This is a genomic window from Escherichia sp. WS547, from assembly GCF_046486065.1.
Classification (GTDB): domain Bacteria; phylum Pseudomonadota; class Gammaproteobacteria; order Enterobacterales; family Enterobacteriaceae; genus Escherichia; species Escherichia coli.
This window is the reverse complement of sequence record NZ_JBJQMA010000002.1, coordinates 333,207-357,254: the sequence shown is the minus strand read 5'-3', so window position 1 is coordinate 357,254 and position 24,048 is coordinate 333,207. Positions and strand designations below refer to the sequence as shown.

The 24,048-nt window shown below is 51.9% G+C and carries 21 protein-coding genes; 14 read left to right on the top strand and 7 right to left on the bottom strand.

Going from position 1 to position 24,048, the window contains the following annotated elements:
* The first annotated feature begins 65 nt into the window (after positions 1-65).
* Both ACJHWK_RS03575 and ACJHWK_RS03570 read left to right on the top strand, forming a co-directional pair.
* Positions 66-482 (top strand): secondary thiamine-phosphate synthase enzyme YjbQ, encoded by a 417-nt coding sequence (locus ACJHWK_RS03575; RefSeq protein ID WP_000270375.1) that lies wholly within the window; start codon positions 66-68, stop codon positions 480-482.
* Between the two features lie 3 nt (positions 483-485).
* Positions 486-842 carry an MmcQ/YjbR family DNA-binding protein gene (locus tag ACJHWK_RS03570; RefSeq protein WP_000155657.1) on the top strand — a complete coding sequence of 119 codons (357 nt, stop codon included), beginning with the start codon at positions 486-488 and terminating at the stop codon, positions 840-842.
* A gap of 34 nt (positions 843-876) precedes the next feature.
* Here ACJHWK_RS03570 and uvrA read toward each other — a convergent pair whose 3' ends face one another.
* Positions 877-3,699 carry an excinuclease ABC subunit UvrA gene (gene uvrA, locus ACJHWK_RS03565; RefSeq protein ID WP_000357740.1) on the bottom strand — a complete coding sequence of 941 codons (2,823 nt, stop codon included), beginning with the start codon at positions 3,697-3,699 and terminating at the stop codon, positions 877-879.
* Positions 3,700-3,954: 255 nt separating this feature from the next.
* On the opposite strand from uvrA, the gene ssb1 reads away from it, so the two are divergent.
* Positions 3,955-4,491 carry a single-stranded DNA-binding protein SSB1 gene (gene ssb1, locus ACJHWK_RS03560; RefSeq protein ID WP_000168305.1) on the top strand — a complete coding sequence of 179 codons (537 nt, stop codon included), beginning with the start codon at positions 3,955-3,957 and terminating at the stop codon, positions 4,489-4,491.
* Positions 4,492-4,589: 98 nt separating this feature from the next.
* Here the strand turns inward: ssb1 and ACJHWK_RS03555 are convergent, their stop codons facing one another.
* Entirely contained in the window at positions 4,590-4,871 is a 282-nt protein-coding gene (locus ACJHWK_RS03555; RefSeq protein WP_001295689.1) for a YjcB family protein, read from the bottom strand.
* 429 nt (positions 4,872-5,300) lie between these two features.
* On the opposite strand from ACJHWK_RS03555, the gene pdeC reads away from it, so the two are divergent.
* Positions 5,301-6,887 carry a c-di-GMP phosphodiesterase PdeC gene (gene pdeC, locus ACJHWK_RS03550; RefSeq protein ID WP_001550430.1) on the top strand — a complete coding sequence of 529 codons (1,587 nt, stop codon included), beginning with the start codon at positions 5,301-5,303 and terminating at the stop codon, positions 6,885-6,887.
* A gap of 2 nt (positions 6,888-6,889) precedes the next feature.
* Here the strand turns inward: pdeC and soxS are convergent, their stop codons facing one another.
* On the bottom strand, positions 6,890-7,213 hold the full coding sequence (soxS, locus tag ACJHWK_RS03545; RefSeq protein ID WP_000019358.1) for a superoxide response transcriptional regulator SoxS: 324 nt from the start codon (positions 7,211-7,213) through the stop codon (positions 6,890-6,892).
* 85 nt (positions 7,214-7,298) lie between these two features.
* Here soxS and soxR point away from each other — a divergent pair, with 85 nt between their 5' ends.
* The 3 genes from soxR to ACJHWK_RS03530 all read left to right on the top strand — a co-directional run bounded on the left by soxR (position 7,299) and on the right by ACJHWK_RS03530 (position 11,458).
* Positions 7,299-7,763, top strand: a complete 465-nt coding sequence (soxR, locus tag ACJHWK_RS03540) for a redox-sensitive transcriptional activator SoxR (RefSeq protein WP_000412424.1) — start codon at positions 7,299-7,301, stop codon at positions 7,761-7,763.
* Positions 7,764-8,308: 545 nt separating this feature from the next.
* Positions 8,309-9,658 carry a guanine/hypoxanthine transporter GhxP gene (gene ghxP / locus ACJHWK_RS03535; protein ID WP_000106882.1) on the top strand — a complete coding sequence of 450 codons (1,350 nt, stop codon included), beginning with the start codon at positions 8,309-8,311 and terminating at the stop codon, positions 9,656-9,658.
* Positions 9,659-9,808: 150 nt separating this feature from the next.
* Positions 9,809-11,458: a Na+/H+ antiporter gene (locus ACJHWK_RS03530; RefSeq protein ID WP_000402207.1), complete on the top strand. Its 1,650-nt coding sequence runs from the start codon at positions 9,809-9,811 to the stop codon at positions 11,456-11,458.
* A gap of 153 nt (positions 11,459-11,611) precedes the next feature.
* Here the strand turns inward: ACJHWK_RS03530 and espX5 are convergent, their stop codons facing one another.
* The 4 genes from espX5 to acs all read right to left on the bottom strand — a co-directional run bounded on the left by espX5 (position 11,612) and on the right by acs (position 17,226).
* On the bottom strand, positions 11,612-12,904 hold the full coding sequence (gene espX5 / locus ACJHWK_RS03525; protein WP_170886390.1) for a T3SS effector pentapeptide repeat protein EspX5: 1,293 nt from the start codon (positions 12,902-12,904) through the stop codon (positions 11,612-11,614).
* Positions 12,905-13,081: 177 nt separating this feature from the next.
* Positions 13,082-14,731, bottom strand: a complete 1,650-nt coding sequence (actP, locus tag ACJHWK_RS03520) for a cation/acetate symporter ActP (protein ID WP_000832550.1) — start codon at positions 14,729-14,731, stop codon at positions 13,082-13,084.
* A complete protein-coding gene (locus ACJHWK_RS03515; protein ID WP_001014565.1) occupies positions 14,728-15,042 on the bottom strand; it encodes a DUF485 domain-containing protein in 315 nt (104 codons plus the stop codon). The genes actP and ACJHWK_RS03515 overlap by 4 nt, the downstream gene beginning before the upstream one ends.
* 225 nt (positions 15,043-15,267) lie before the next feature.
* The gene (gene acs, locus ACJHWK_RS03510; RefSeq protein ID WP_000078214.1) at positions 15,268-17,226 is read right to left on the bottom strand and encodes an acetate--CoA ligase; all 1,959 of its coding nucleotides are present in this window, start codon (positions 17,224-17,226) and stop codon (positions 15,268-15,270) included.
* A 392-nt stretch (positions 17,227-17,618) separates the two neighbouring features.
* Here acs and nrfA point away from each other — a divergent pair, with 392 nt between their 5' ends.
* From nrfA to nrfG, 7 genes are read left to right on the top strand one after another with little or no spacing between them, the layout of a single operon-like run.
* On the top strand, positions 17,619-19,055 hold the full coding sequence (nrfA, locus tag ACJHWK_RS03505) for an ammonia-forming nitrite reductase cytochrome c552 subunit (protein ID WP_170886391.1): 1,437 nt from the start codon (positions 17,619-17,621) through the stop codon (positions 19,053-19,055).
* Positions 19,056-19,099: 44 nt separating this feature from the next.
* The gene (gene nrfB / locus ACJHWK_RS03500) at positions 19,100-19,666 is read left to right on the top strand and encodes a cytochrome c nitrite reductase pentaheme subunit (protein WP_001296647.1); all 567 of its coding nucleotides are present in this window, start codon (positions 19,100-19,102) and stop codon (positions 19,664-19,666) included.
* A complete protein-coding gene (gene nrfC / locus ACJHWK_RS03495) occupies positions 19,663-20,334 on the top strand; it encodes a cytochrome c nitrite reductase Fe-S protein (protein WP_000220281.1) in 672 nt (223 codons plus the stop codon). The genes nrfB and nrfC overlap by 4 nt, the downstream gene beginning before the upstream one ends.
* A complete protein-coding gene (gene nrfD, locus ACJHWK_RS03490; protein WP_001522240.1) occupies positions 20,331-21,287 on the top strand; it encodes a cytochrome c nitrite reductase subunit NrfD in 957 nt (318 codons plus the stop codon). The genes nrfC and nrfD overlap by 4 nt, the downstream gene beginning before the upstream one ends.
* Before the next feature lie 19 nt (positions 21,288-21,306).
* Entirely contained in the window at positions 21,307-23,025 is a 1,719-nt protein-coding gene (locus tag ACJHWK_RS03485; RefSeq protein ID WP_071593684.1) for a heme lyase CcmF/NrfE family subunit, read from the top strand.
* Complete coding sequence (nrfF, locus tag ACJHWK_RS03480) at positions 23,018-23,401, top strand: heme lyase NrfEFG subunit NrfF (protein ID WP_001522242.1); 384 nt, start codon at positions 23,018-23,020, stop codon at positions 23,399-23,401. Before ACJHWK_RS03485 ends, nrfF begins: the two co-directional genes overlap by 8 nt.
* Complete coding sequence (gene nrfG, locus ACJHWK_RS03475; protein WP_001522243.1) at positions 23,398-23,994, top strand: heme lyase NrfEFG subunit NrfG; 597 nt, start codon at positions 23,398-23,400, stop codon at positions 23,992-23,994. Before nrfF ends, nrfG begins: the two co-directional genes overlap by 4 nt.
* Positions 23,995-24,048 lie beyond the last annotated feature (54 nt).

Genomic DNA, 24,048 nt, shown 5'->3' with positions numbered 1-24,048 from the left:
CACACCTTTATCCTTTCTCTGTCTTGCTGCAAACTGATTAAGAGAGTTTTATCAAGGAGCAGCACATGTGGTATCAAAAGACGCTCACGCTTAGCGCCAAATCTCGTGGGTTTCATCTGGTAACGGATGAAATTCTGAATCAGCTGGCTGATATGCCGCGCGTTAACATCGGTTTACTGCATCTGTTGTTGCAACATACCTCCGCCTCTCTGACACTTAATGAGAACTGCGATCCCACCGTACGCCACGACATGGAGCGTTTTTTCCTCCGCACAGTTCCCGACAACGGAAATTATGAGCATGACTATGAGGGAGCAGACGATATGCCTTCTCATATCAAATCCTCAATGCTGGGAACATCGCTTGTATTGCCGGTGCATAAAGGGCGTATTCAGACCGGCACCTGGCAAGGCATCTGGCTGGGGGAACATCGCATCCACGGCGGATCGCGTCGCATTATCGCGACACTACAAGGGGAGTAAAAAATGACCATTTCGGAGTTGCTACAATATTGCATGGCAAAACCAGGCGCAGAACAGAGCGTGCATAACGACTGGAAAGCGACGCAGATCAAAGTGGAAGATGTACTGTTTGCGATGGTGAAAGAAGTAGAAAATCGCCCGGCGGTTTCGCTGAAAACCAGCCCGGAGCTGGCGGAGCTGCTACGTCAGCAGCACAGCGATGTGCGTCCAAGCCGCCATCTGAATAAAGCGCACTGGAGCACCGTGTATCTCGACGGATCGCTACCGGATTCGCAAATCTATTATCTGGTGGATGCGTCTTATCAGCAGGCGGTGAATTTGCTGCCGGAAGAAAAACGTAAATTGCTGGTGCAACTCTGAAAGGAAAAGGCCGCTCAGAAAGCGGCCTTAACGATTACAGCATCGGCTTGAGGAAGCGTGCCGTATGCGAAGCTTCGCACTCCGCGACGGTTTCTGGCGTACCGGAGACGAGGATTTCGCCGCCGCCACTGCCGCCTTCCGGTCCCAGGTCGACAATCCAGTCAGCGGTTTTGATCACGTCGAGATTGTGCTCAATCACCACAATGGTGTTGCCCTGATCGCGCAGTTTATGCAGTACGTCGAGCAGTTGCTGAATATCGGCGAAGTGCAGACCGGTGGTCGGCTCATCAAGAATATACAGCGTCTGCCCGGTGCCGCGTTTTGACAGCTCACGCGCCAGCTTCACGCGCTGGGCTTCACCACCAGAAAGTGTGGTTGCGGACTGCCCCAGGCGAATGTACGTCAGACCAACGTCCATCAACGTTTGCAGCTTACGCGCCAGTGCAGGTACGGCATCAAAGAACTCACGCGCCTCTTCGATGGTCATATCCAGCACTTCGTGGATGGTTTTGCCTTTGTACTTAATCTCCAGCGTTTCACGGTTATAGCGTTTGCCTTTGCACTGGTCGCACGGTACGTAGATATCCGGCAGGAAGTGCATCTCCACTTTGATCACACCGTCGCCCTGACAGGCTTCGCAGCGTCCGCCACGGACGTTAAAGCTGAAACGTCCTGGCGTATAACCACGCGCACGGGATTCCGGTACGCCCGCAAACAGTTCGCGCACAGGCGTAAACACGCCGGTATAGGTCGCCGGGTTAGAACGCGGAGTACGACCAATTGGGCTTTGGTCGATATCGATCACTTTATCGAAATGCTCCAGCCCCTGAATATCGCGATACGGTGCCGGTTCGGCGATGGTCGCACCATTCAACTGGCGTTGGGCAATCGGGAACAGTGTGTCGTTAATCAGCGTCGATTTACCGGAACCTGAAACCCCTGTGATGCAGGTAAACAGACCGACTGGCAGCGTCAGCGTCACGTCTTTCAGGTTATTACCACGTGCGCCTGTCAGCTTCAGCACTTTTTCCGGATTCGCCGGAACGCGTTTCTTCGGCACTTCAATCTTGCGTTTGCCGCTCATGTACTGCCCGGTCAACGACTCAGGCACTGCCATAATCGCTTCCAGTGGACCTTCTGCGACCACTTCACCGCCGTGTACACCTGCGCCCGGGCCAATGTCGATCACATGGTCAGCGGCGCGAATCGCGTCTTCGTCGTGCTCCACCACAATCACGGTATTACCGAGATCGCGCAGATGGATAAGCGTACCCAACAGGCGCTCGTTATCGCGCTGGTGCAGGCCGATAGACGGCTCGTCCAGCACGTACATAACGCCAACCAGGCCCGCACCAATCTGGCTCGCCAGACGGATACGCTGGGCTTCACCGCCAGAAAGTGTCTCTGCCGAGCGGGAAAGTGTCAGGTAATTCAGGCCTACGTTAACGAGGAATTTCAGGCGATCGCCAATCTCTTTAAGAATTTTTTCCGCAATCTTCGCTCGCTGACCTGCGAGTTTGAGATTGTTGAAGAATTCCATCGCATGACCGATGCTCATGTCGGAGATAGCAGGCAGCGGCGTATTCTCGACATACACATGGCGCGCTTCTCGACGCAGACGCGTCCCTTCGCAGCTGGCGCACGGGCGATTGCTGATAAACTTGGCTAATTCTTCGCGTACCGCACTGGATTCCGTCTCTTTATAACGGCGCTCCATATTGTGCAGCACGCCTTCGAACGGATGACGACGAATGGAGGTATCGCCACGATCGTTCATGTATTTGAATTCAATGTTTTCTTTGCCAGAACCGTACAACACCACTTTATGCACGTTCGCGCTCAGGCTGCCCCACGGCGCTTCGACGTCGAACTTATAGTGATCTGCCAGCGATTTCAGCATCTGGAAGTAATAGAAGTTGCGGCGATCCCAGCCTCGGATCGCACCGCCAGCCAGCGACAGTTCCGGATTCTGGATCACGCGGTCAGGATCGAAATATTGCTGCACGCCAAGGCCGTCACAGGTCGGGCAGGCCCCTGCCGGGTTGTTAAACGAAAACAGTCGCGGCTCCAGTTCACGCATACTGTAGCCGCAAATTGGGCAGGCGAAATTAGCGGAGAACAGCAACTCTTCCGCTTTCGGGTCGTCCATATCCGCAACTACCGCGGTACCACCGGAAAGCTCCAGCGCGGTTTCAAACGACTCGGCAAGACGTTGGGTAAGATCGTCACGCACCTTGAAGCGATCAACCACCACTTCAATGGTATGTTTCTTTTGCAGTTCCAGTTTCGGCGGATCGGAAAGATCGCAGACTTCGCCATCAATACGAGCACGGATGTAACCCTGACTTGCCAGGTTCTCCAGCGTTTTGGTGTGTTCGCCTTTGCGCTCTTTAATGATTGGCGCGAGCAGCATCAGGCGTTTACCTTCCGGCTGGGACAACACGTTATCCACCATCTGACTGACGGTTTGCGCCGCCAGCGGGACGTCGTGGTCCGGGCAGCGCGGCTCACCGACGCGGGCGAACAACAAACGCAAATAGTCGTGGATTTCGGTGATTGTCCCCACCGTAGAACGCGGGTTATGAGACGTCGATTTCTGCTCAATTGAGATGGCAGGAGAAAGCCCCTCAATATGATCGACGTCCGGCTTTTCCATCAGTGACAGAAACTGCCGCGCGTAGGCGGAAAGGGATTCAACGTAACGGCGCTGCCCTTCGGCATATAAGGTGTCGAAAGCGAGCGAGGATTTGCCAGAACCCGAAAGCCCGGTCACGACAATGAGCTTGTCGCGGGGGATAACGAGGTTGATGTTTTTGAGATTATGGGTGCGGGCGCCCCGAACTTCGATCTTATCCATTCACCTTTCCCGGATTAAACGCTTTTTTGCCCGGTGGCATGGTGCTACCGGCGATCACAAACGGTTAATTATGACACAAATTGACCTGAATGAATATACAGTATTGGAATGCAATACCCGGAGTGTTGTGTAACAATGTCTGGCCAGGTTTGTTTCCCGGAACCGAGGTCACAACATAGTAAAAGCGCTATTGGTAATGGTACAATCGCGCGTTTACACTTATTCAGAACGATTTTTTTTTCAGGAGACACGAACATGGCCAGCAGAGGCGTAAACAAGGTTATTCTCGTTGGTAATCTGGGTCAGGACCCGGAAGTACGCTACATGCCAAATGGTGGCGCTGTTGCCAACATTACGCTGGCTACTTCCGAATCCTGGCGTGACAAAGCGACCGGCGAGATGAAAGAGCAGACTGAATGGCACCGCGTTGTGCTGTTCGGCAAACTGGCAGAAGTAGCCAGCGAATATCTGCGTAAAGGTTCTCAGGTTTATATCGAAGGTCAGCTGCGTACCCGCAAATGGACCGATCAATCCGGTCAGGATCGCTACACCACAGAAGTCGTGGTGAACGTTGGTGGCACCATGCAGATGTTGGGTGGTCGTCAGGGTGGTGGCGCTCCTGCAGGTGGCAATATCGGTGGTGGTCAGCCGCAGGGCGGTTGGGGTCAGCCTCAGCAGCCGCAGGGCGGCAATCAGTTCAGCGGCGGCGCGCAGTCTCGCCCGCAGCAGTCTGCTCCGGCAGCACCGTCTAACGAGCCGCCGATGGACTTTGATGACGATATTCCGTTCTGATTTGTCATTAAAACAATAGGTTATATTGTTTTAAGGTGGATGATTAAAGCATCTGCCAGCCGTAAAAAAGAAGCCTCCGTTTTGGAGGCTTCTACATATCAAGTCAAAATCATTGGCCATTGTGGCGGTGTCTGATTCATCTCTTCTATCATCACCGACTCGATGTTGTGCCAGATGGCGGTGATATCCGCCATTGTGATGCCAAGCAACCCCATTGCGAACCAGCAGGCAGAAACCACGCCCAGACCGCTGCTGATCACTGCAAGCCCGACATAATCAGACCGACGAAAACGGATGTTGAGTGTGCTGGCCAGAAACATCATTACGGCACTAAGAAGTTGCCAGCGAAGAAGAACCACGCCAGTGGTGAGGGTAGCCATCAAACAATTCCTCTGAAAAGAGCCGATGCCTCGGACAGCGCGGCGTTGTTCACGGGAGGCGTGATACAATCTGGCTATCGCGGGGCTTGCAGAACACAAAAAAGAAACACTCTGTTTGTTTCATTAATTTTGTGAACTATATCACAATTGATTGTTTGTTAGCCAGATTAGGCCGTGACTTTTATTGCCGTACAGATTATGTGTTTTTTCAGCGGCATTAAGGGGATATCTTCCCACCGCCTCTGCATTCCTGTAGGAAATTAGTTTTGAATATCAATGAATTATTTTTATTCAGGTGACGATTAAAAAGGTATCAATTTCAAATCAGGCAAAAGTGCTATTTATACCGTAAGATTTATCTAAAGACGTCGATAACCAGGGTTCTCGCCTTGCAATGACCGGGTATAAACAGGCAGGAAATTGATAGCAATGAGTCATCGTGCACGACACCAATTACTGGCGTTGCCGGGCATTATCTTTTTAGTTCTCTTTCCCATCATACTGTCGCTATGGATTGCCTTCCTTTGGGCAAAATCAGAAGTGAATAGTCAGCTCCAAACTTTTGCTCAGCTGGCGCTGGATAAATCCGAGCTGGTCATTCGCCAGGCAGATTTAGTGAGCGATGCAGCAGAACGCTATCAGGGGCAAGTTTGCACTCCAGCCCATCAAAAGCGAATGTTGAATATTATTCGTGGCTATCTTTATATTAATGAATTGATCTATGCCCGTGATAACCATTTTTTATGCTCATCGCTGATAGCGCCTGTAAACGGCTATACGATTGCACCGGCCGATTATAAGCGTGAACCTAACGTTTCTATCTATTATTACCGCGATACGCCTTTTTTCTCTGGCTATAAAATGACCTATATGCAGCGGGGAAATTATGTGGTGGTCATCAACCCTCTCTTCTGGAGTGAAGTGATGTCTGATGATCCGACATTGCAATGGGGTGTGTATGATACGGTAACGAAAACCTTTTTCTCGTTAAGCAACGAGGCCTCGGCAGCAACGTTTTCTCCACTGATTCATTTGAATGATTTAACCGTACAAAGAAATGGCTATTTATATGCGACAGTTTATTCGACAAAACGCCCAATTGCAGCCATTGTTGCGACTTCATATCAACGTCTTATAGCGCATTTTTATAATCATCTTATTTTTGCGTTACCCGCCGGTATTTTGGGGAGTCTTGTTCTGTTATTACTCTGGCTACGTATTCGGCAAAACTATTTGTCTCCCAAACGCAAATTGCAACGCGCCCTCGAAAAACATCAACTTTGCCTTTATTACCAGCCAATAATCGATATCAAAACAGAAAAATGTATCGGCGCTGAAGCATTGTTACGTTGGCCTGGTGAGCAGGGGCAAGTAATGAATCCGGCAGAGTTTATTCCGCTGGCAGAAAAGGAGGGGATGATCGGACAGGTAACTGATTATGTTATTGATAATGTCTTCCGCGATCTGGGCGCGTACCTGGCAACACATGCCGATCGCTATGTTTCTATTAACCTGTCGGCCTCCGATTTTCATACGTCACGGTTGATAGCGCGAACCAATCAGAAAACAGAGCAATACGCGGTGCGTCCACAGCAAATTAAATTTGAAGTGACTGAACATGCATTTCTTGATGTCGACAAAATGACACCAATTATTCTGGCTTTCCGCCAGGCTGGTTACGAAGTGGCAATTGATGATTTTGGTATTGGCTACTCTAACTTGCATAACCTTAAATCATTGAATGTCGATATTTTGAAAATCGATAAATCGTTTGTTGAGACGCTGACCACCCATAAAACCAGTCATTTGATTGCGGAACACATCATCGAGCTGGCGCACAGTCTGGGGTTAAAAACGATCGCTGAAGGCGTCGAAACTGAGGAGCAGGTTAACTGGCTGCGCAAACGCGGCGTGCGCTATTGCCAGGGATGGTTCTTTGCGAAGGCGATGCCGCCGCAGGTGTTTATGCAATGGATGGAGCAATTACCCGCGCGGGAGTTAACGCGCGGGCAATAAAACTACAGGCGGTGGCGATAATCGCTGGGAGTGCGATCAAACTGCCGACGGAAAACGCGGGAGAAGGTCTGCTGCGAGACATAACCCAGGTCCATTGCGATATCAAAAATCGGACGCTCGGTGGTGCGCAACTCAACGGCGGCCAGTAACAGGCGGCGTTGGCGAATGTAATCACCAAGTGTCTGATGCGTCACCGTGCGGAACATCCGCTGTAAGTACCACTTTGAATAGCCTGATTTTTTTGCGACGACATCAATGTTAAGCGGCTGGTCAATATGCTCGTCAATCCATGCGATAAGATCCTGAATAATTTTCTGATGGGACATAAATCTGCCTCTTTTCAGTGTTCAGTTCGTTAATTCATCTGTTGGGGAGTATAATTCCTCAAGTTAACTTGAGGTAAAGCGATTTATGGAAAAGAAATTACCCCGCATTAAAGCGCTGCTAACCCCCGGCGAAGTGGCAAAACGCAGCGGTGTGGCGGTATCGGCGCTGCATTTCTATGAAAGCAAAGGGTTGATTAGCAGTATCCGTAATAGTGGCAATCAGCGGCGATATAAACGTGATGTGTTGCGATATGTCGCAATCATCAAAATTGCTCAGCGCATTGGCATTCCTCTGGCGACCATTCGTGAAGCGTTTGGCGTGTTGCCCGAAGGGCATACATTAAGTGCGAAAGAGTGGAAACAGCTTTCGTCCCAATGGCGAGAAGAGTTGGATCGGCGCATTCATACCTTAGTGGCGCTGCGTGACGAGCTGGACGGATGTATTGGTTGTGGCTGCCTTTCGCGCAGTGATTGCCCATTGCGTAACCCGGGCGACCGCTTAGGAGAAGAAGGCACAGGCGCACGCTTGCTGGAAGATGAACAAAACTAAAGCGCCACAAGGGCGCTTTAGTTTGTTTTCCGGTCTTTGTCTTTCTCTCTATCCCGCTGGTACACAGGAGGGTTTCCCCCGACGTCAACACACCTCATTCGAGCACGTGGTGGAGGTTCCGGTTGGTGTTGATGCTTTAATTGTATGTCACCGGCGTTTCTTCGCCAGTGTAAAAGTACACTTTTTAGCCGCAATATTTTTGTCATCTCAGACGATTTTTTATCGCAATCCTGAACGGTATGCGGCTCGATAACGCTGCAATCTTGCGCATCGACGATAACGTTTGCGCATCAATTGCCTGGTTTTTCATCGTCAAGACAATAAAAGAGAAAAAAGCAGCAAACTTCGGTTGAAAAAGCCGCTATGATCGCCGGATAATCGTTTGCTTTTTTTACCACCCGTTTTGTATGCGCGGAGCTAAACGTTTGCTTTTTTGCGACGCACCAATTTGTCGCAAACCTGGAGCAGGAAGATAACGTTTCGCTGGCAGGGGATTGTCCGCCACGCATCTTGACGAAAATTAAACTCTCAGGGGATGTTCTCTTATGTCTACGCCATCAGCGCGTACCGGCGGTTCACTCGACGCCTGGTTTAAAATTTCACAACGTGGAAGCACTGTCCGTCAGGAAGTGGTTGCCGGGTTAACAACGTTTCTGGCGATGGTCTACTCGGTTATCGTCGTTCCAGGCATGTTGGGTAAAGCGGGCTTCCCGCCTGCGGCAGTTTTCGTTGCGACCTGTCTGGTTGCCGGACTCGGTTCTATCGTGATGGGTCTGTGGGCTAATCTGCCGTTGGCGATTGGTTGCGCCATCTCCCTGACGGCGTTTACCGCATTCAGTCTGGTGCTGGGGCAACATATTAGCGTACCTGTCGCGCTGGGTGCTGTGTTCCTGATGGGTGTACTGTTTACGGTAATTTCTGCCACGGGTATCCGTAGCTGGATTTTGCGCAACTTGCCGCACGGTGTGGCGCACGGCACGGGGATCGGTATCGGTCTGTTCCTGCTGCTCATTGCCGCTAATGGTGTCGGTCTGGTGATTAAAAACCCGCTTGATGGTCTGCCCGTTGCGCTGGGTGATTTCGCGACCTTCCCGGTGATTATGTCACTGGTAGGTCTGGCGGTGATCATCGGCCTGGAAAAACTGAAAGTCCCTGGTGGCATTCTGCTGACCATTATCGGTATCTCAATTGTCGGTTTGATCTTCGATCCTAACGTCCATTTCTCCGGCGTTTTCGCCATGCCTTCATTGAGCGATGAAAACGGCAATTCACTGATTGGCAGCCTGGACATTATGGGCGCGCTGAATCCTGTAGTCCTGCCAAGCGTTCTGGCGCTGGTGATGACGGCAGTATTTGATGCCACCGGAACTATCCGCGCCGTCGCCGGTCAGGCGAACCTGCTGGATAAAGACGGGCAGATCATTGACGGTGGGAAAGCACTGACCACCGACTCCATGAGCAGCGTTTTCTCTGGCCTGGTGGGTGCAGCTCCGGCAGCGGTATACATCGAGTCTGCGGCGGGTACGGCGGCGGGCGGTAAAACCGGGTTGACGGCTATCACCGTTGGCGTGCTGTTCCTGCTGATTCTGTTCCTCTCTCCGCTCTCTTACCTCGTTCCGGGGTATGCAACGGCTCCGGCGCTGATGTACGTTGGCCTGCTGATGCTGAGTAACGTGGCGAAAATCGACTTTGCTGATTTTGTTGATGCGATGGCGGGTCTGGTTACGGCGGTATTCATCGTGCTGACCTGTAACATCGTAACAGGCATCATGATCGGCTTCGCGACTCTGGTGATTGGTCGTCTGGTTTCCGGCGAATGGCGCAAGTTGAACATCGGTACGGTCGTTATCGCTGTGGCGCTGGTGACCTTCTATGCGGGTGGCTGGGCTATCTAATCTTTCATATGATTCTGAAAACGGGTGGCAATGGCTGCCCGTTTTTATTTTCTCCGCACATTGTGTGAGCTTTTGCGATATTCTGAAAAAATGAGAATTCAGGCATAACGTCTTTCTCAGATCATAAAAAACATCGCAAACAGGGAACGCATGGAAATCTTCTTCACCATACTGATAATGACCCTCGTGGTCTCGCTGTCCGGGGTGGTCACTCGTGTCATGCCCTTTCAGATCCCGCTTCCGCTTATGCAAATCGCCATCGGTGCGCTACTGGCGTGGCCGACGTTTGGTTTGCATGTGGAGTTTGATCCTGAACTCTTTTTAGTCTTGTTTATCCCGCCGTTGCTGTTCGCTGATGGCTGGAAAACGCCGACCCGTGAATTTCTCGAACATGGTCGAGAGATTTTCGGCCTCGCGCTGGCGCTGGTGGTGGTCACCGTGGTCGGCATTGGCTTCCTTATTTACTGGGTGGTGCCGGGTATTCCGCTGATCCCCGCCTTTGCGCTGGCGGCGGTGCTTTCTCCGACCGATGCTGTGGCGCTCTCCGGGATTGTTGGCGAAGGGCGCATCCCGAAAAAAATCATGGGCATTTTGCAGGGCGAAGCGTTGATGAATGACGCCTCTGGCCTGGTGTCGTTGAAGTTTGCCGTAGCAGTGGCGATGGGGACGATGATCTTCACCGTTGGCGGTGCGACGGTCGAATTTATGAAAGTAGCCATTGGCGGTATTCTCGCCGGTTTTGTGGTGAGCTGGCTGTACGGTCGCTCGCTGCGATTCCTCAGCCGCTGGGGCGGTGATGAACCCGCGACGCAGATCGTCCTGCTGTTCCTGCTGCCATTCGCTTCTTATCTGATTGCCGAACATATTGGCGTTTCCGGCATCCTCGCTGCGGTTGCCGCCGGGATGACCATCACCCGCTCCGGTGTGATGCGCCGTGCGCCGCTGGCAATGCGCCTGCGCGCAAACAGTACCTGGGCGATGCTGGAATTTGTCTTTAACGGCATGGTATTCCTGCTGTTAGGTCTGCAGCTGCCGGGTATTCTGGAGACGTCGCTGATGGCGGCAGAAATCGACCCTAACGTCGAAATCTGGATGCTGTTTACCGATATCATTCTGATTTATGCGGCGCTGATGCTGGTCCGTTTCGGCTGGCTGTGGACGATGAAAAAGTTCAGCAACCGCTTCCTGAAGAAGAAGCCGATGGAGTTTGGTTCGTGGACCACACGAGAAATCCTGATCGCGTCTTTCGCCGGGGTGCGTGGGGCGATCACTCTGGCCGGTGTGCTCTCTATCCCGCTGCTCTTGCCGGATGGTAACGTCTTCCCGGCGCGCTATGAGCTGGTATTCCTGGCGGCTGGTGTCATTCTCTTCTCGCTGTTTGTCGGCGTGGTGATGTTGCCTATTCTGCTACAACACATTGAAGTCGCGGACCATTCGCAACAATTGAAAGAGGAACGTATTGCGCGAGCGGCAACGGCAGAAGTGGCGATTGTGGCGATCCAGAAAATGGAGGAGCGTCTGGCGGCGGATACCGAAGAGAATATCGATAACCAGCTGCTTACGGAGGTCAGTTCTCGCGTCATTGGTAACCTGCGTCGTCGCGCCGATGGACGTAACGACGTTGAAAGTTCCGTGCAGGAAGAGAACCTTGAGCGTCGCTTCCGTCTGGCGGCATTGCGTTCTGAACGTGCTGAACTGTACCACCTGCGCGCCACGCGGGAGATCAGCAACGAAACGCTGCAAAAATTACTGCACGATCTCGATTTGCTTGAAGCGTTGTTGATTGAGGAAAATCAGTAAGCCGAAAGCAACGTAACCAGGCCCGAGGTAATTTGAAAAAGGTGCAATCTTTTGCACCTTTAACAGGTTAGCTCGGGCTAACATACATGATTCTAAAACAAATAAGTTATCTCTCTTTTAAAGTCAATTCATTGGCTGTTCTTCGGCTTAATCTCAATCTGCGTGTTGCATAATATCTGCAGTAATCTTCATAGCGACTGCATGAATATTATCCTCAGTTTGTGACATGCCAGTATGAGAGGTACAATCTTCTTCAAAGAATTTCTGTAGTGTTACCAGGATATCACTATCAATGGGGATATTTTCCTCCCTACGGAGAATGGAAATGCCCATTCCCTGCACGTTAGCCTCATCGAAATTAACCCGATAGAGACGGGTATTAAACATCCAGGCTTTTGTTAAAACAGAACAGTTGAAATGGCAGTTGCTTAAATTGGCATTATTAAAATTAACATTAGCCATATTAGAGCCGGTACATATAACCATTTCAAGGAATGTATTTGTCAGCCGCGTAAAAAAGAGTTTGCTATCAATTAAGTTTATATTCTGGAGGGTTGCTTTGTTCAGATTGACGCGAGACAGATCAGCATGTTCAAAGTTAATTAAATCGAGTTTAGAGAAACTAAGATCGGCTCTAAATAAATTAACATATGGCGCTATTACTTTATAAAGATTTACCTCAGCCATGTACGCCATATAAAAATTTGAATAATCAAGGAAGGTATTTTTAATATTGGCTCTATTCATTGTTGCATTGACGAATTGAACATGCATAGCGGAGCATGCATTTAGAGTTCCGTCAGTCATTTTTATCTGAGCGAAATTTGAGTCATCGAGAATACAATTATCAAAAAGTATTTTTTCCATTATAGCGAAATTAAAATTCGTTTTATAAATATTACAGTCCTGGAAAATAGCGTTTTGTAGTCTGCAACCTGCAAAATTCGAATTGGATAAATCTTCATCTTTAATCACGATGCCTTTCAGGCTAAGGTGTGAAAAATCGTAACCACCATTTACTGTCTGTGGGATTTCGATAGTATTATTATGGACGGTGACATTGTTTATAAAATATACTACCTTAATGGACACTTCCTTATCTTTATTAAGGTAAACTCTTCTCGTAATTCTATCATCACATTTATTATTTGCATGTGAAGCTATATCTATAAAATATTTATGTATTTTCCTGTCCGTTTCTTTCGTGATTTTTCCTGATGGTAAACTATCATAAAATCTTTTCATTTTCTGAATCAAGCCTATCACTTTTTCATGATCATCTATTTTGAAAAGAGAGAGGGCTTTATTGTCAATTAACGTGTTTTTATGATGTTTTCTGTAATTATCTGATTTTGTTTTCTTTGTATGTGATGGACTTGTGACAGAGTGGTTATTGTTAATCTGGCAAAGAGGGAAAAACATATTATTTAAACCATTGTAGCACATAAAATATCCTTATAATTAACAAGAAAGAAAAGGCATATTCTCTGCATTATCATTTTCTACGACTGTCAAAAATCGCTCATTTTTTAATGCGTTTATTTGTTTAATATTATGGGAAAAGGTGATGCATTTTGCAGAGGAAGAGTATTCCCCGGTCAGGCGACCGGGGAAGGGGAGAGATTAATGCGCGCGGCCTTGCTCAACGCCAAAGCCGGTCTGGGAGCGGATAAACTGCGCACGGAACAGTTCACGCTCACGCGCGCCTTCCGCTGAGTTATCGGTTGCCGAAAAGAACCAGATGCCGAGGAATGCCACGCTGATAGAGAACAGCGCCGGGTATTCATACGGGAAGATAGCTTTTTCGTGACCAAGGATCTGTACCCAAATCGTCGGGCCGAGGATCATCAGTACCACTGCGGTAATCAGCCCCAGCCAGCCGCCCATCATTGCGCCACGCGTGGTCAGTTTTGACCAGTACATGGAAAGCAGAATGATTGGGAAGTTACAGCTCGCTGCGATGGCAAACGCCAGGCCTACCATGAAGGCGATGTTCTGATTCTCAAACAGCACGCCGAGGATAATGGCAATCACACCCAAAATCAGAACGGTGATTTTCGATACCCGCAGCTCTTCACGTTCAGTCGCGCCTTTTTTGAAGACGTTAGCGTACAGGTCGTGAGACACCGCCGATGCGCCCGCCAGCGTCAGACCCGCAACCACCGCAAGAATGGTGGCGAAAGCAACCGCTGAAATAAAGCCGAGGAACAGGTTGCCACCCACTGCATTCGCCAGGTGAACTGCCGCCATGTTGTTACCACCAATCAGATGGCCCGCCGCGTCTTTATATTCCGGATTCGCACCAACCAGCATGATCGCGCCAAAGCCGATAATAAAGGTCAGAATATAGAAGTAGCCCATAAATCCGGTGGCGTAGAACACGCTCTTACGCGCTTCGCGGGCATCGCTGACCGTAAAGAAGCGCATCAGAATGTGCGGCAAGCCAGCCGTACCAAACATCAGTCCTAGCCCCAGAGAGAGTGCGGAGATCGGATCTTTCACCAGTCCGCCCGGTTTCATGATGTCGACACCTTTCGGGTGTACCGCCATCGCTTCGCTGAACAGATTGTTGAAGCTAAAGCCGACGTGTTTCATCACCATAAAGGCCATAAAGCTGGCACCGAACAGCAACAGAACGGCTTTGATAATTTGTACCCAGGTGGTCGCCAGCATGCCGCCGAACAGGACGTACATCATCATCAGCACGCCGACCAGCACCACCGCAATGTGATAGTTAAGGCCAAACAGCAGCTCGATCAGTTTACCTGCGCCTACCATCTGAGCGATAAGGTAAAGCGCCACCACCACCAGAGAACCACAGGCCGAAAGAATACGGATTGGCCCCTGTTTCAGGCGGTAAGAGGCTACATCGGCAAAGGTGTAGCGACCGAGGTTACGCAGACGTTCGGCAATCAGGAACAGAATTATTGGCCAGCCCACCAGGAAGCCCAGCGAGTAAATTAAGCCATCATAGCCGGAGGTAAACACCAGCGCGGAGATCCCCAAAAATGAGGCGGCAGACATATAGTCCCCGGCAATCGCCAGCCCGTTCTGAAAACCGGTGATATTGCCGCCTGCGGTGTAGTAGTCATTACGCGAACGTACGCGTTTTGACGCCCAGTAGGTAATGCCGAGCGTAAACACGACGAAAATCAGGAACATAATAATCGCCTGCCAGTTCGTTGGCTGGCGCTCTACGGCCCCGCTAATAGCATCCGCGGCGTTAGCTGCGAAAGGGAGTGTGGCGGCAAGCGCCGTCAGAACTCTTTTCATGATGCTTGTACCTCATGCAGGACTTCATTATTAAGACGGTCGAATTCGCCGTTCGCCCGCCAGATGTAGATACCAGTGAGAACAAAGGAGATCACAATCACTCCAACACCAATCGGAATACCGCGTGTGACGCTGGTGTTCGGATTCAGCGGGGTGCCCAGCCAGCCGGGCGCGAAGGCGATCAGTAAAATAAAGCCGATATAAACTGCCAGCATAATAATCGACAGGATGGTGGCAAACCGTTGCCGTTTTTCGACTAACTCCCTGAAATGCGCATTGTCTTCTATCCGCTGATAAATCGTACCATTCATCACAGATTCTCCAGAGGTTCCCCGTCGTCATTCACGCCGCAGGTTCGTCAGCCGCACATGCCTCCCCCAGTCACATAGTTTTCTATGCTCCTGGGAGATGCTCGCTTGCTTCCTTCCTGCAACGCGAAATACTTAGGGGAATTTTTATATTTGCCCTTTCCCACTATAAAGAAAGGGGCGTGTAGACCGGATAAGGCGTTATACGCCGCATCCGGCAATTGTGGGTTACGATGGCATCGCGATAGCCTGCTTCTCTTCAAGCAGCTTCTCGACTACGCCAGGATCGGCAAGCGTCGAGGTATCGCCCAGGTTGCTGGTATCGCCCGCCGCAATTTTGCGCAGAATACGGCGCATAATTTTGCCGGAGCGGGTTTTAGGCAGGGAGTCGGTCCAGTGCAGCACGTCTGGCGTCGCCAGCGGGCCAATCTCTTTACGCACCCAGTTGCGGACTTCTGCGTACAGTTCTGGTGACGGTTCCTCCCCATGATTAAGCGTGACGTAGGCGTAGATCGCCTGACCTTTAATATTGTGCGGAATACCGACGACAGCGGCTTCGGCGATTTTCGGATGCGCCACCAGCGCCGACTCAATCTCCGCCGTTCCCAGACGGTGACCCGAGACGTTCAGCACGTCGTCCACGCGCCCGGTGATCCAGTAATAGCCATCTTCATCGCGACGCGCGCCGTCGCCGCTGAAATACATATTTTTGAAGGTGGAGAAGTAGGTCTGCTCAAAACGTTCGTGATCGCCAAACAGCGTACGCGCCTGACCCGGCCAGGAGTCGGTGATCACCAGACTGCCTTCGGTAGCGCCTTCCAGCGGGTTACCTTCGTTATCGACCAGCGCCGGTTGCACGCCGAAGAACGGACGTGTTGCCGAACCGGCTTTCAGCTCGGTAGCGCCAGGCAGCGGGGTGATCATGAAACCGCCGGTTTCGGTCTGCCACCAGGTATCGACCACCGGGCATTTCTCGTTGCCGATTTTTTTCCAGTACCACTCCCACGCTTCCGGGTTGATTGGCTCGCCCACGGAACCGAGAATGCGCAGTGACGAACGGTCGGTGCCTTCAATCGCTTTATCGCCTTCCGCCATCAGCGCACGAATCGCCGTGGGCGCGGTATAGAGAATATTGACCTGATGCTTGTCCACCACCTGCGCCATACGGGCAGGCGTCGGCCAGTTCGGTACGCCTTCAAACATCAGCGTTGTCGCGCCGCAGGCCAGCGGGCCGTACAGCAAATAACTGTGTCCGGTAACCCAGCCCACATCGGCGGTGCACCAGTAGATATCACCCGGATGATAATCAAAGACATATTTAAAGGTCAGCGCCGCGTACACCAGATAACCGCCGGTAGTGTGCAGCACGCCTTTCGGTTTTCCGGTAGAACCTGAGGTGTAGAGAATAAACAGCGGATCTTCGGCGTTCATCTCTTCCGCCTGGTGCTGATCGCTCGCTTGCTCAACCAGGTCGTGCCACCACAGGTCGCGCCCTTCCTGCCAGTCAATTTTCCCGCCAGTACGCTTCAGTACCACCACATGTTCAATGCTGGTGACGTTCGGGTTTTTCAGCGCGTCATCAACGTTTTTCTTCAGCGGAATACTACGCCCGGCACGCACGCCTTCGTCGGAAGTGATCACCAGTCGTGAGTTAGAATCGATAATGCGTCCGGCAACGGCTTCCGGCGAGAAGCCGCCGAAAATTACCGAATGCACCGCGCCAATGCGGGCGCAGGCCAGCATCGCGACCGCAGCTTCCGGTACCATCGGCATATAAATCGCCACCACGTCACCTTTTTTAATGCCCAGCCCAAGCAGGGTATTGGCGAAGCGGCAGACGTCGCGGTGCAGCTCTTTATAGCTGATATGTTTGCTCTGGCTGGCGTCGTCGCCTTCCCAGATGATGGCGGTACGATCGCCGTTTTCTTGCAGATGGCGGTCAAGGCAGTTTGCCGCCAGATTCAGCGTGCCGTCCTCGTACCATTTAATGGACACATTACCGGGGGCAAAGGAGGTGTTTTTCACCTTCTGGTAAGGTTTGATCCAGTCGAGAATTTTTCCCTGTTCGCCCCAGAAGGTATCTGGTGCGTTAATAGATTGTTGATACATCGCCTCGTACTGCTGAGGGTTTATCAGGCAACGGTCTGCGATGTTGGCAGGAATGGTGTGTTTGTGAATTTGACTCATGCTTTTGTTCTCCTTGTAGGATGTTAATAATATGTGGCATAAGCGTTAAATGTAGGGGTATTGGCAGTTTTGTTTAGTATTTGGGCGACAGATCACGCAAAAGTAGAATTGTGCAAATAAACGGCAGGGTAATTTTTGAAGGTCAGCAACAAAAGTTGATTAATTCTTTGAGGAACATGCAGTTATGCATGCTGTTGAAAAAGAGGAAGATACTGACTAACTCTAAAGTGGTATTTTACATGCACTTACAATTGATTAAAGACAACATTCACAGTGTGGTTATTTGTTACACATAGGGGTGAGCAATGTCATGACAGTGTAGGTGCGGTTACTGTCGTGAAAAACAATAAAAACCGCCATTGCAACAATGGCGCAATTCGGATGAAGCCCCTATGACAAGGATAAAAATAAACGCACGCCGTATCTTCAGCTTATTGATTCCTTTTTTCTTTTTCACTTCTGTTCACGCTGAACAAACGGCTACTCCCGCAAAACCTGTAACTGTGGAAGCGAAGAATGAAACCTTTGCCCCGCAACATCCCGATCAATATCTCTCCTGGAAAGCCACCTCGGAACAGTCAGAGCGTGTTGACGCCCTGGCGGAAGATCCACGGCTGGTGATCCTGTGGGCGGGGTATCCCTTCTCGCGCGATTACAACAAGCCGCGTGGACATGCCTTTGCTGTGACCGATGTGCGTGAAACCCTGCGTACCGGTGCGCCGAAAAACGCTGAAGATGGTCCGCTACCGATGGCATGCTGGAGTTGTAAAAGCCCGGATGTGGCGCGTCTGATCCAGAAAGACGGCGAAGATGGCTACTTCCACGGAAAATGGGCGCGCGGCGGCCCGGAAATCGTCAACAACTTAGGTTGTGCCGATTGCCATAACACTGCCTCACCAGAGTTCGCCAAAGGCAAACCGGAGTTAACCCTTTCCCGTCCGTATGCGGCTCGCGCGATGGAAGCCATTGGTAAACCTTTTGAGAAAGCCGGACGTTTCGACCAGCAATCGATGGTTTGCGGTCAGTGCCATGTGGAGTATTACTTCGACGGCAAAAACAAAGCGGTTAAATTCCCGTGGGATAACGGCATGAAAGTCGAAAATATGGAGCAGTATTACGACAAAATTGCCTTCTCTGACTGGACTAACTCCCTGTCGAAAACGCCAATGCTGAAAGCGCAGCACCCGGAATATGAAACCTGGACAGCGGGCATTCATGGCAAAAACAACGTGACCTGTATCGATTGCCATATGCCAAAAGTGCAGAACGCCGAAGGCAAACTCTACACCGACCATAAAATTGGTAATCCGTTTGATAACTTCGCCCAGACTTGTGCGAACTGCCATACCCAGGACAAAGCTGCCTTGCAAAAAGTGGTCGCGGAACGTAAGCAGTCGATTAACGACCTGAAAATCAAGGTTGAAGATCAACTGGTTCACGCTCACTTCGAAGCGAAAGCGGCGCTGGATGCAGGCGCGACGGAAGCCGAAATGAAGCCGATTCAGGACGATATCCGTCATGCCCAGTGGCGTTGGGATCTGGCGATCGCTTCCCACGGCATTCATATGCACGCACCGGAAGAAGGTCTGAGGATGCTCGGTACGGCGATGGATAAAGCGGCGGATGCGCGCACTAAACTGGCGCGACTGCTGGCAACCAAAGGCATCACCCATGAAATCCAGATCCCGGATATCTCGACCAAAGAGAAAGCCCAGAAGGCCATTGGCCTGAACATGGAACAAATCAAGGCCGAGAAGCAGGACTTCATCAAAACGGTGATCCCGCAGTGGGAAGAGCAGGCACGTAAAAACGGTCTGTTAAGCCAATAACCCCGTTCCGCCTCGCAAGGGGCGGAAAACACAATGGAGTGAATATGAGCGTATTACGTTCGTTATTAACTGCCGGGGTGCTGGCGTCGGGCCTGTTGTGGAGCCTGAACGGAATTACCGCTACCCCTGCGGCGCAGGCATCTGGTGATCGCTACGAAGTTACCCAGCAGCGTAACCCGGATGCCGCCTGTCTGGACTGTCATAAGCCAGATACCGAAGGTATGCATGGCAAACATGCTTCCGTTATCAACCCGAATAACAAACTGCCGGTCACCTGCACCAACTGTCACGGCCAGCCATCACCGCAACACCGCGAAGGGGTGAAAGATGTGATGCGCTTTAACGAGCCGATGTACAAGGTTGGAGAGCAGAACAGCGTCTGTATGTCCTGCCATCTGCCGGAACAGTTGCAAAAAGCGTTCTGGCCACACGATGTCCACGTAACCAAAGTGGCGTGCGCCAGCTGCCATTCCCTGCATCCACAGCAAGATACGATGCAGACGTTAAGTGACAAAGGACGGATTAAGATTTGCGTCGATTGCCACAGCGATCAGCGCACCAATCCGAACTTTAACCCGGCGTCTGTTCCGTTGCTTAAGGAGCAGCCATGACCTGGTCACGTCGCCAGTTTCTCACCGGCGTCGGCGTGCTGGCAGCCGTCAGCGGCACCGCAGGGCGCGTGGTGGCGAAAACGTTGAATATCAATGGGGTGCGTTACGGCATGGTGCATGACGAGTCGTTATGCATCGGCTGTACCGCCTGTATGGATGCTTGTCGGGAAGTGAACAAGGTGCCGGAAGGTGTCTCGCGCCTGACGATTATTCGTAGCGAGCCGCAGGGCGAATTTCCTGATGTGAAATATCGCTTTTTCCGTAAGTCTTGCCAGCACTGCGATCATGCGCCGTGCGTTGACGTCTGCCCGACCGGTGCGTCTTTTCGCGATGCTGCCAGCGGGATTGTCGATGTTAATCCGGATCTCTGCGTCGGTTGTCAGTACTGCATCGCCGCCTGTCCGTACCGCGTGCGCTTTATCCATCCGGTCACGAAGACAGCGGACAAATGCGATTTCTGCCGTAAGACCAATTTGCAGGCCGGTAAGCTGCCCGCGTGCGTTGAGGCTTGCCCGACGAAGGCGCTGACGTTTGGCAATCTGGACGATCCCAACAGTGAGATTTCGCAACTGCTGCGCCAGAAGCCCACTTACCGCTACAAGCTGGCGCTGGGAACCAAACCGAAGCTGTACCGCGTACCGTTTAAATACGGGGAGGTGAGCCAATGACGCAGACTTCCGCATTTCATTTTGAATCGCTGGTGTGGGACTGGCCGATTGCCATCTACCTGTTTTTGATTGGTATTTCTGCTGGTCTGGTGACGCTGGCCGTGATGTTACGTCGCGTCTACCCGCAGGCGGGCGGTGCCGACAGCACGTTGCTGCGCACCACGCTGATTGTCGGGCCGGGCGCGGTGATCCTCGGTCTGTTGATCCTCGTCTTCCACCTGACAAGACCGTGGACCTTCTGGAAGCTGATGTTCCACTACAGTTTTACCTCGGTGATGTCGATGGGGGTGATGCTGTTTCAGCTTTACATGGTGGTGCTGGTACTGTGGCTGGCGAAAATCTTTGAACATGATTTGCTTGCCCTGCAACAACGCTGGTTGCCGAAGCTGGGGATCGTGCAAAAGGTTCTGAGCCTGCTGACGCCCGTTCATCGCGGACTGGAAACATTGATGCTGGTGCTGGCGGTGCTGCTGGGGGCTTATACCGGCTTTCTGCTATCGGCGCTGAAATCGTATCCGTTCCTCAATAACCCGATCCTGCCGGTGTTGTTCCTCTTCTCCGGCATCTCGTCCGGTGCGGCGGTGGCGCTGATCGCCATGGCGATGCGCCAACGCAGTAACCCGCATTCCACGGAAGCGCACTTTGTACACCGTATGGAGATCCCTGTGGTATGGGGCGAAATCTTCCTGCTGGTGGCGTTTTTTGTCGGACTGGCCCTGGGCGATGACGGTAAAGTGCGTGCGCTGGTGGCGGCATTGGGCGGCGGTTTCTGGACGTGGTGGTTCTGGCTTGGTGTCGCCGGGCTGGGGCTGATTGTGCCAATGTTGCTCAAACCGTGGGTCAATCGCAGTTCCGGCATTCCTGCTGTGCTGGCGGCGTGTGGGGCCAGCCTGGTCGGCGTGTTGATGCTGCGTTTTTTCATTCTCTACGCCGGGCAGTTAACGGTGGCGTAAGCCAGAACAGAGGTGGTTTCTGGACGTATTCCTTCCTGAAGTCGGTTTTCTGGCGTTGTTGTTAAGTCTTGGGGTCAACGTGTTGACCCCGTTGATGACCTTCGCGGGAGTGCGGTTACGCTGGCCTGCCATGATGCGACTCACTTGCATCGGCATTCTGGCGCAGTTCGCGCTCCTGCTGCTCGCCTTTGGCGTACTGACGTATTGTTTTCTCATCAGCGATTTCTCGGTCATTTATGTCGCCCAACATAGCTACAGCCTGCTGTCGTGGGAACTCAAACTGGCGGCGGTGTGGGGCGGTCATGAAGGTTCGCTGCTGCTTTGGGTGCTGCTGCTTTCCGCCTGGAGCGCGCTGTTTGCCTGGCATTATCGGCAGCAAACCGATCCGCTATTTCCGCTGACGCTAGCCGTTTTATCTCTCATGCTCGCCGCACTGCTACTGTTTGTAGTGCTGTGGTCCGATCCCTTCGTGCGGATATTTCCACCAGCAATCGAAGGGCGCGATCTCAATCCGATGCTGCAACATCCCGGTCTTATCTTCCATCCGCCGCTGCTTTATCTCGGGTATGGCGGTTTGATGGTGGCGGCGAGCGTGGCGCTGGCGAGTTTACTGCGCAGCGAGTTTGATGGTGCCTGCGCCCGAATTTGCTGGCGCTGGGCACTACCAGGCTGGGGGGCATTAACGGCGGGGATCATCCTCGGTTCCTGGTGGGCCTATTGCGAACTGGGCTGGGGCGGCTGGTGGTTCTGGGACCCGGTGGAAAACGCCTCTTTATTACCCTGGCTTTCTGCCACTGCACTGCTGCACAGTTTGTCCCTGACACGCCAGCGGGGGATTTTCCGCCACTGGTCGCTGTTACTGGCGATAGTTACTCTGATGCTGTCGCTGCTGGGTACCTTAATTGTCCGTTCTGGCATTCTGGTTTCGGTTCATGCGTTCGCGCTGGATAACGTCCGCGCCGTGCCGTTGTTCAGCCTGTTTGCACTGATTAGCCTTGCGTCTCTGGCTCTGTATGGCTGGCGAGCGCGGGACGGTGGCCCGGCGGTGCGTTTTGCGGGGTTATCGCGAGAAATGTTAATCCTCGCTACGCTGTTGCTGTTTTGCGCGGTGCTACTGATCGTGCTGGTGGGAACGCTTTATCCGATGATTTACGGCCTGCTGGGCTGGGGACGCCTCTCCGTTGGCGCGCCGTATTTTAACCGCGCGACGTTACCGTTTGGTCTGTTGATGCTGGTGGTGATTGTGCTGGCGACGTTTGTCTCTGGCAAACGCGTGCAGCTTCCGGCGCTGCTGGCGCATGCGGGCGTGCTGTTATTTGCCGCAGGGATCGTGGTCTCCAGCGTCAGCCGTCAGGAGATCAGCCTGAATTTACAGCCGGGTCAGCAGGTGACGCTGGCAGGATACACCTTCCGTTTTGAGCGCCTCGATCTGCAAGCCAGAGGCAATTACACCAGCGAAAAAGCGATAGTGGCACTGTTTGACCATCAGCAACGTATTGGTGAACTGACGCCGGAGCGGCGTTTTTACGAAGCACGCCGTCAGCAAATGATGGAACCGTCAATTCGCTGGAACGGCATCCATGACTGGTATGCGGTCATGGGGGAGAAAACTGGGCCGGATCGTTACGCTTTTCGTTTGTATGTACAATGCGGTGTGCGCTGGATCTGGGGGGGAGGGTTGTTGATGATTGCGGGCGCATTGTTAAGCGGATGGCGGGGGAGGAAGCGCGATGAATAAAGGGCTTCTCACGCTACTGCTGTTATTTACCTGTTTTGCGCGCGCTCAGGTTGTAGACACCTGGCAATTCGCCAATCCGCAACAACAGGAACAGGCGTTAAATATTGCCAGCCAGTTACGCTGCCCGCAGTGCCAGAATCAGAACTTACTGGAATCCAATGCGCCGGTGGCAGTCAGTATGCGCCATCAGGTTTACAGCATGGTGGCGGAGGGGAAAAGTGAAGTCGAAATCATTGGCTGGATGACCGAACGCTACGGTGATTTTGTTCGTTATAACCCACCGTTGACGGGTCAGACTCTGGTGTTGTGGGCGCTGCCAGTGGTGTTGTTACTGCTGATGGCACTGATCCTCTGGCGGGTAAGGGCGAAGCGATGAAACCGCCTCAAATACCGGTGAAAATGCTGACAACACTCACGATATTGATGGTATTTCTCTGTGTCGGCAGTTATCTGTTAAGTCCAAAATGGCAGGCGGTGCGTGCGGAGTATCAGCGTCAGCGCGATCCGCTACATCAGTTTGCCAGCCAGCAAACTCCGGAAGCGCAGCTTCAGGCATTGCAGGATAAAATCCGCGCTAATCCACAAAACAGCGAACAGTGGGCGTTACTGGGCGAGTACTATCTGTGGCAAAACGATTACAGCAATTCGCTGCTGGCGTACCGTCAGGCGTTGCATCTACGTGGTGAGAACGCTGAACTGTATGCGGCGCTGGCGACGGTGCTTTATTACCAGGCCAGCCAGCATATGACCGCCCAGACACGCGCAATGATCGACAAAGCCCTCGCGCTGGACTCTAACGAAATCACCGCTCTGATGCTGCTGGCTTCCGATGCGTTTATGCAGGCGAATTACGCGCAAGCCATCGAACTATGGCAAAAAGTGATGGATCTCAACTCACCCCGGATTAACCGGACACAGCTGGTCGAGTCGATTAATATGGCGAAACTGTTGCAGCGGAGATCGGATTAATCATCTGGTGATGAAGATTATGTTATTGAGCTGCATAAAAAATAATCGAATGAA

Coding starts and splice junctions, on each gene's coding strand:
- ACJHWK_RS03575 (WP_000270375.1), top strand. CDS start 66: ATGTGGTATCAAAAGACGCTCACGCTTAGCGCCAAATCTCGTGGGTTT.
- ACJHWK_RS03570 (WP_000155657.1), top strand. CDS start 486: ATGACCATTTCGGAGTTGCTACAATATTGCATGGCAAAACCAGGCGCA.
- uvrA (WP_000357740.1), bottom strand. CDS start 3,699: ATGGATAAGATCGAAGTTCGGGGCGCCCGCACCCATAATCTCAAAAAC.
- ssb1 (WP_000168305.1), top strand. CDS start 3,955: ATGGCCAGCAGAGGCGTAAACAAGGTTATTCTCGTTGGTAATCTGGGT.
- ACJHWK_RS03555 (WP_001295689.1), bottom strand. CDS start 4,871: ATGGCTACCCTCACCACTGGCGTGGTTCTTCTTCGCTGGCAACTTCTT.
- pdeC (WP_001550430.1), top strand. CDS start 5,301: ATGAGTCATCGTGCACGACACCAATTACTGGCGTTGCCGGGCATTATC.
- soxS (WP_000019358.1), bottom strand. CDS start 7,213: ATGTCCCATCAGAAAATTATTCAGGATCTTATCGCATGGATTGACGAG.
- soxR (WP_000412424.1), top strand. CDS start 7,299: ATGGAAAAGAAATTACCCCGCATTAAAGCGCTGCTAACCCCCGGCGAA.
- ghxP (WP_000106882.1), top strand. CDS start 8,309: ATGTCTACGCCATCAGCGCGTACCGGCGGTTCACTCGACGCCTGGTTT.
- ACJHWK_RS03530 (WP_000402207.1), top strand. CDS start 9,809: ATGGAAATCTTCTTCACCATACTGATAATGACCCTCGTGGTCTCGCTG.
- espX5 (WP_170886390.1), bottom strand. CDS start 12,904: ATGTGCTACAATGGTTTAAATAATATGTTTTTCCCTCTTTGCCAGATT.
- actP (WP_000832550.1), bottom strand. CDS start 14,731: ATGAAAAGAGTTCTGACGGCGCTTGCCGCCACACTCCCTTTCGCAGCT.
- ACJHWK_RS03515 (WP_001014565.1), bottom strand. CDS start 15,042: ATGAATGGTACGATTTATCAGCGGATAGAAGACAATGCGCATTTCAGG.
- acs (WP_000078214.1), bottom strand. CDS start 17,226: ATGAGTCAAATTCACAAACACACCATTCCTGCCAACATCGCAGACCGT.
- nrfA (WP_170886391.1), top strand. CDS start 17,619: ATGACAAGGATAAAAATAAACGCACGCCGTATCTTCAGCTTATTGATT.
- nrfB (WP_001296647.1), top strand. CDS start 19,100: ATGAGCGTATTACGTTCGTTATTAACTGCCGGGGTGCTGGCGTCGGGC.
- nrfC (WP_000220281.1), top strand. CDS start 19,663: ATGACCTGGTCACGTCGCCAGTTTCTCACCGGCGTCGGCGTGCTGGCA.
- nrfD (WP_001522240.1), top strand. CDS start 20,331: ATGACGCAGACTTCCGCATTTCATTTTGAATCGCTGGTGTGGGACTGG.
- nrfF (WP_001522242.1), top strand. CDS start 23,018: ATGAATAAAGGGCTTCTCACGCTACTGCTGTTATTTACCTGTTTTGCG.
- nrfG (WP_001522243.1), top strand. CDS start 23,398: ATGAAACCGCCTCAAATACCGGTGAAAATGCTGACAACACTCACGATA.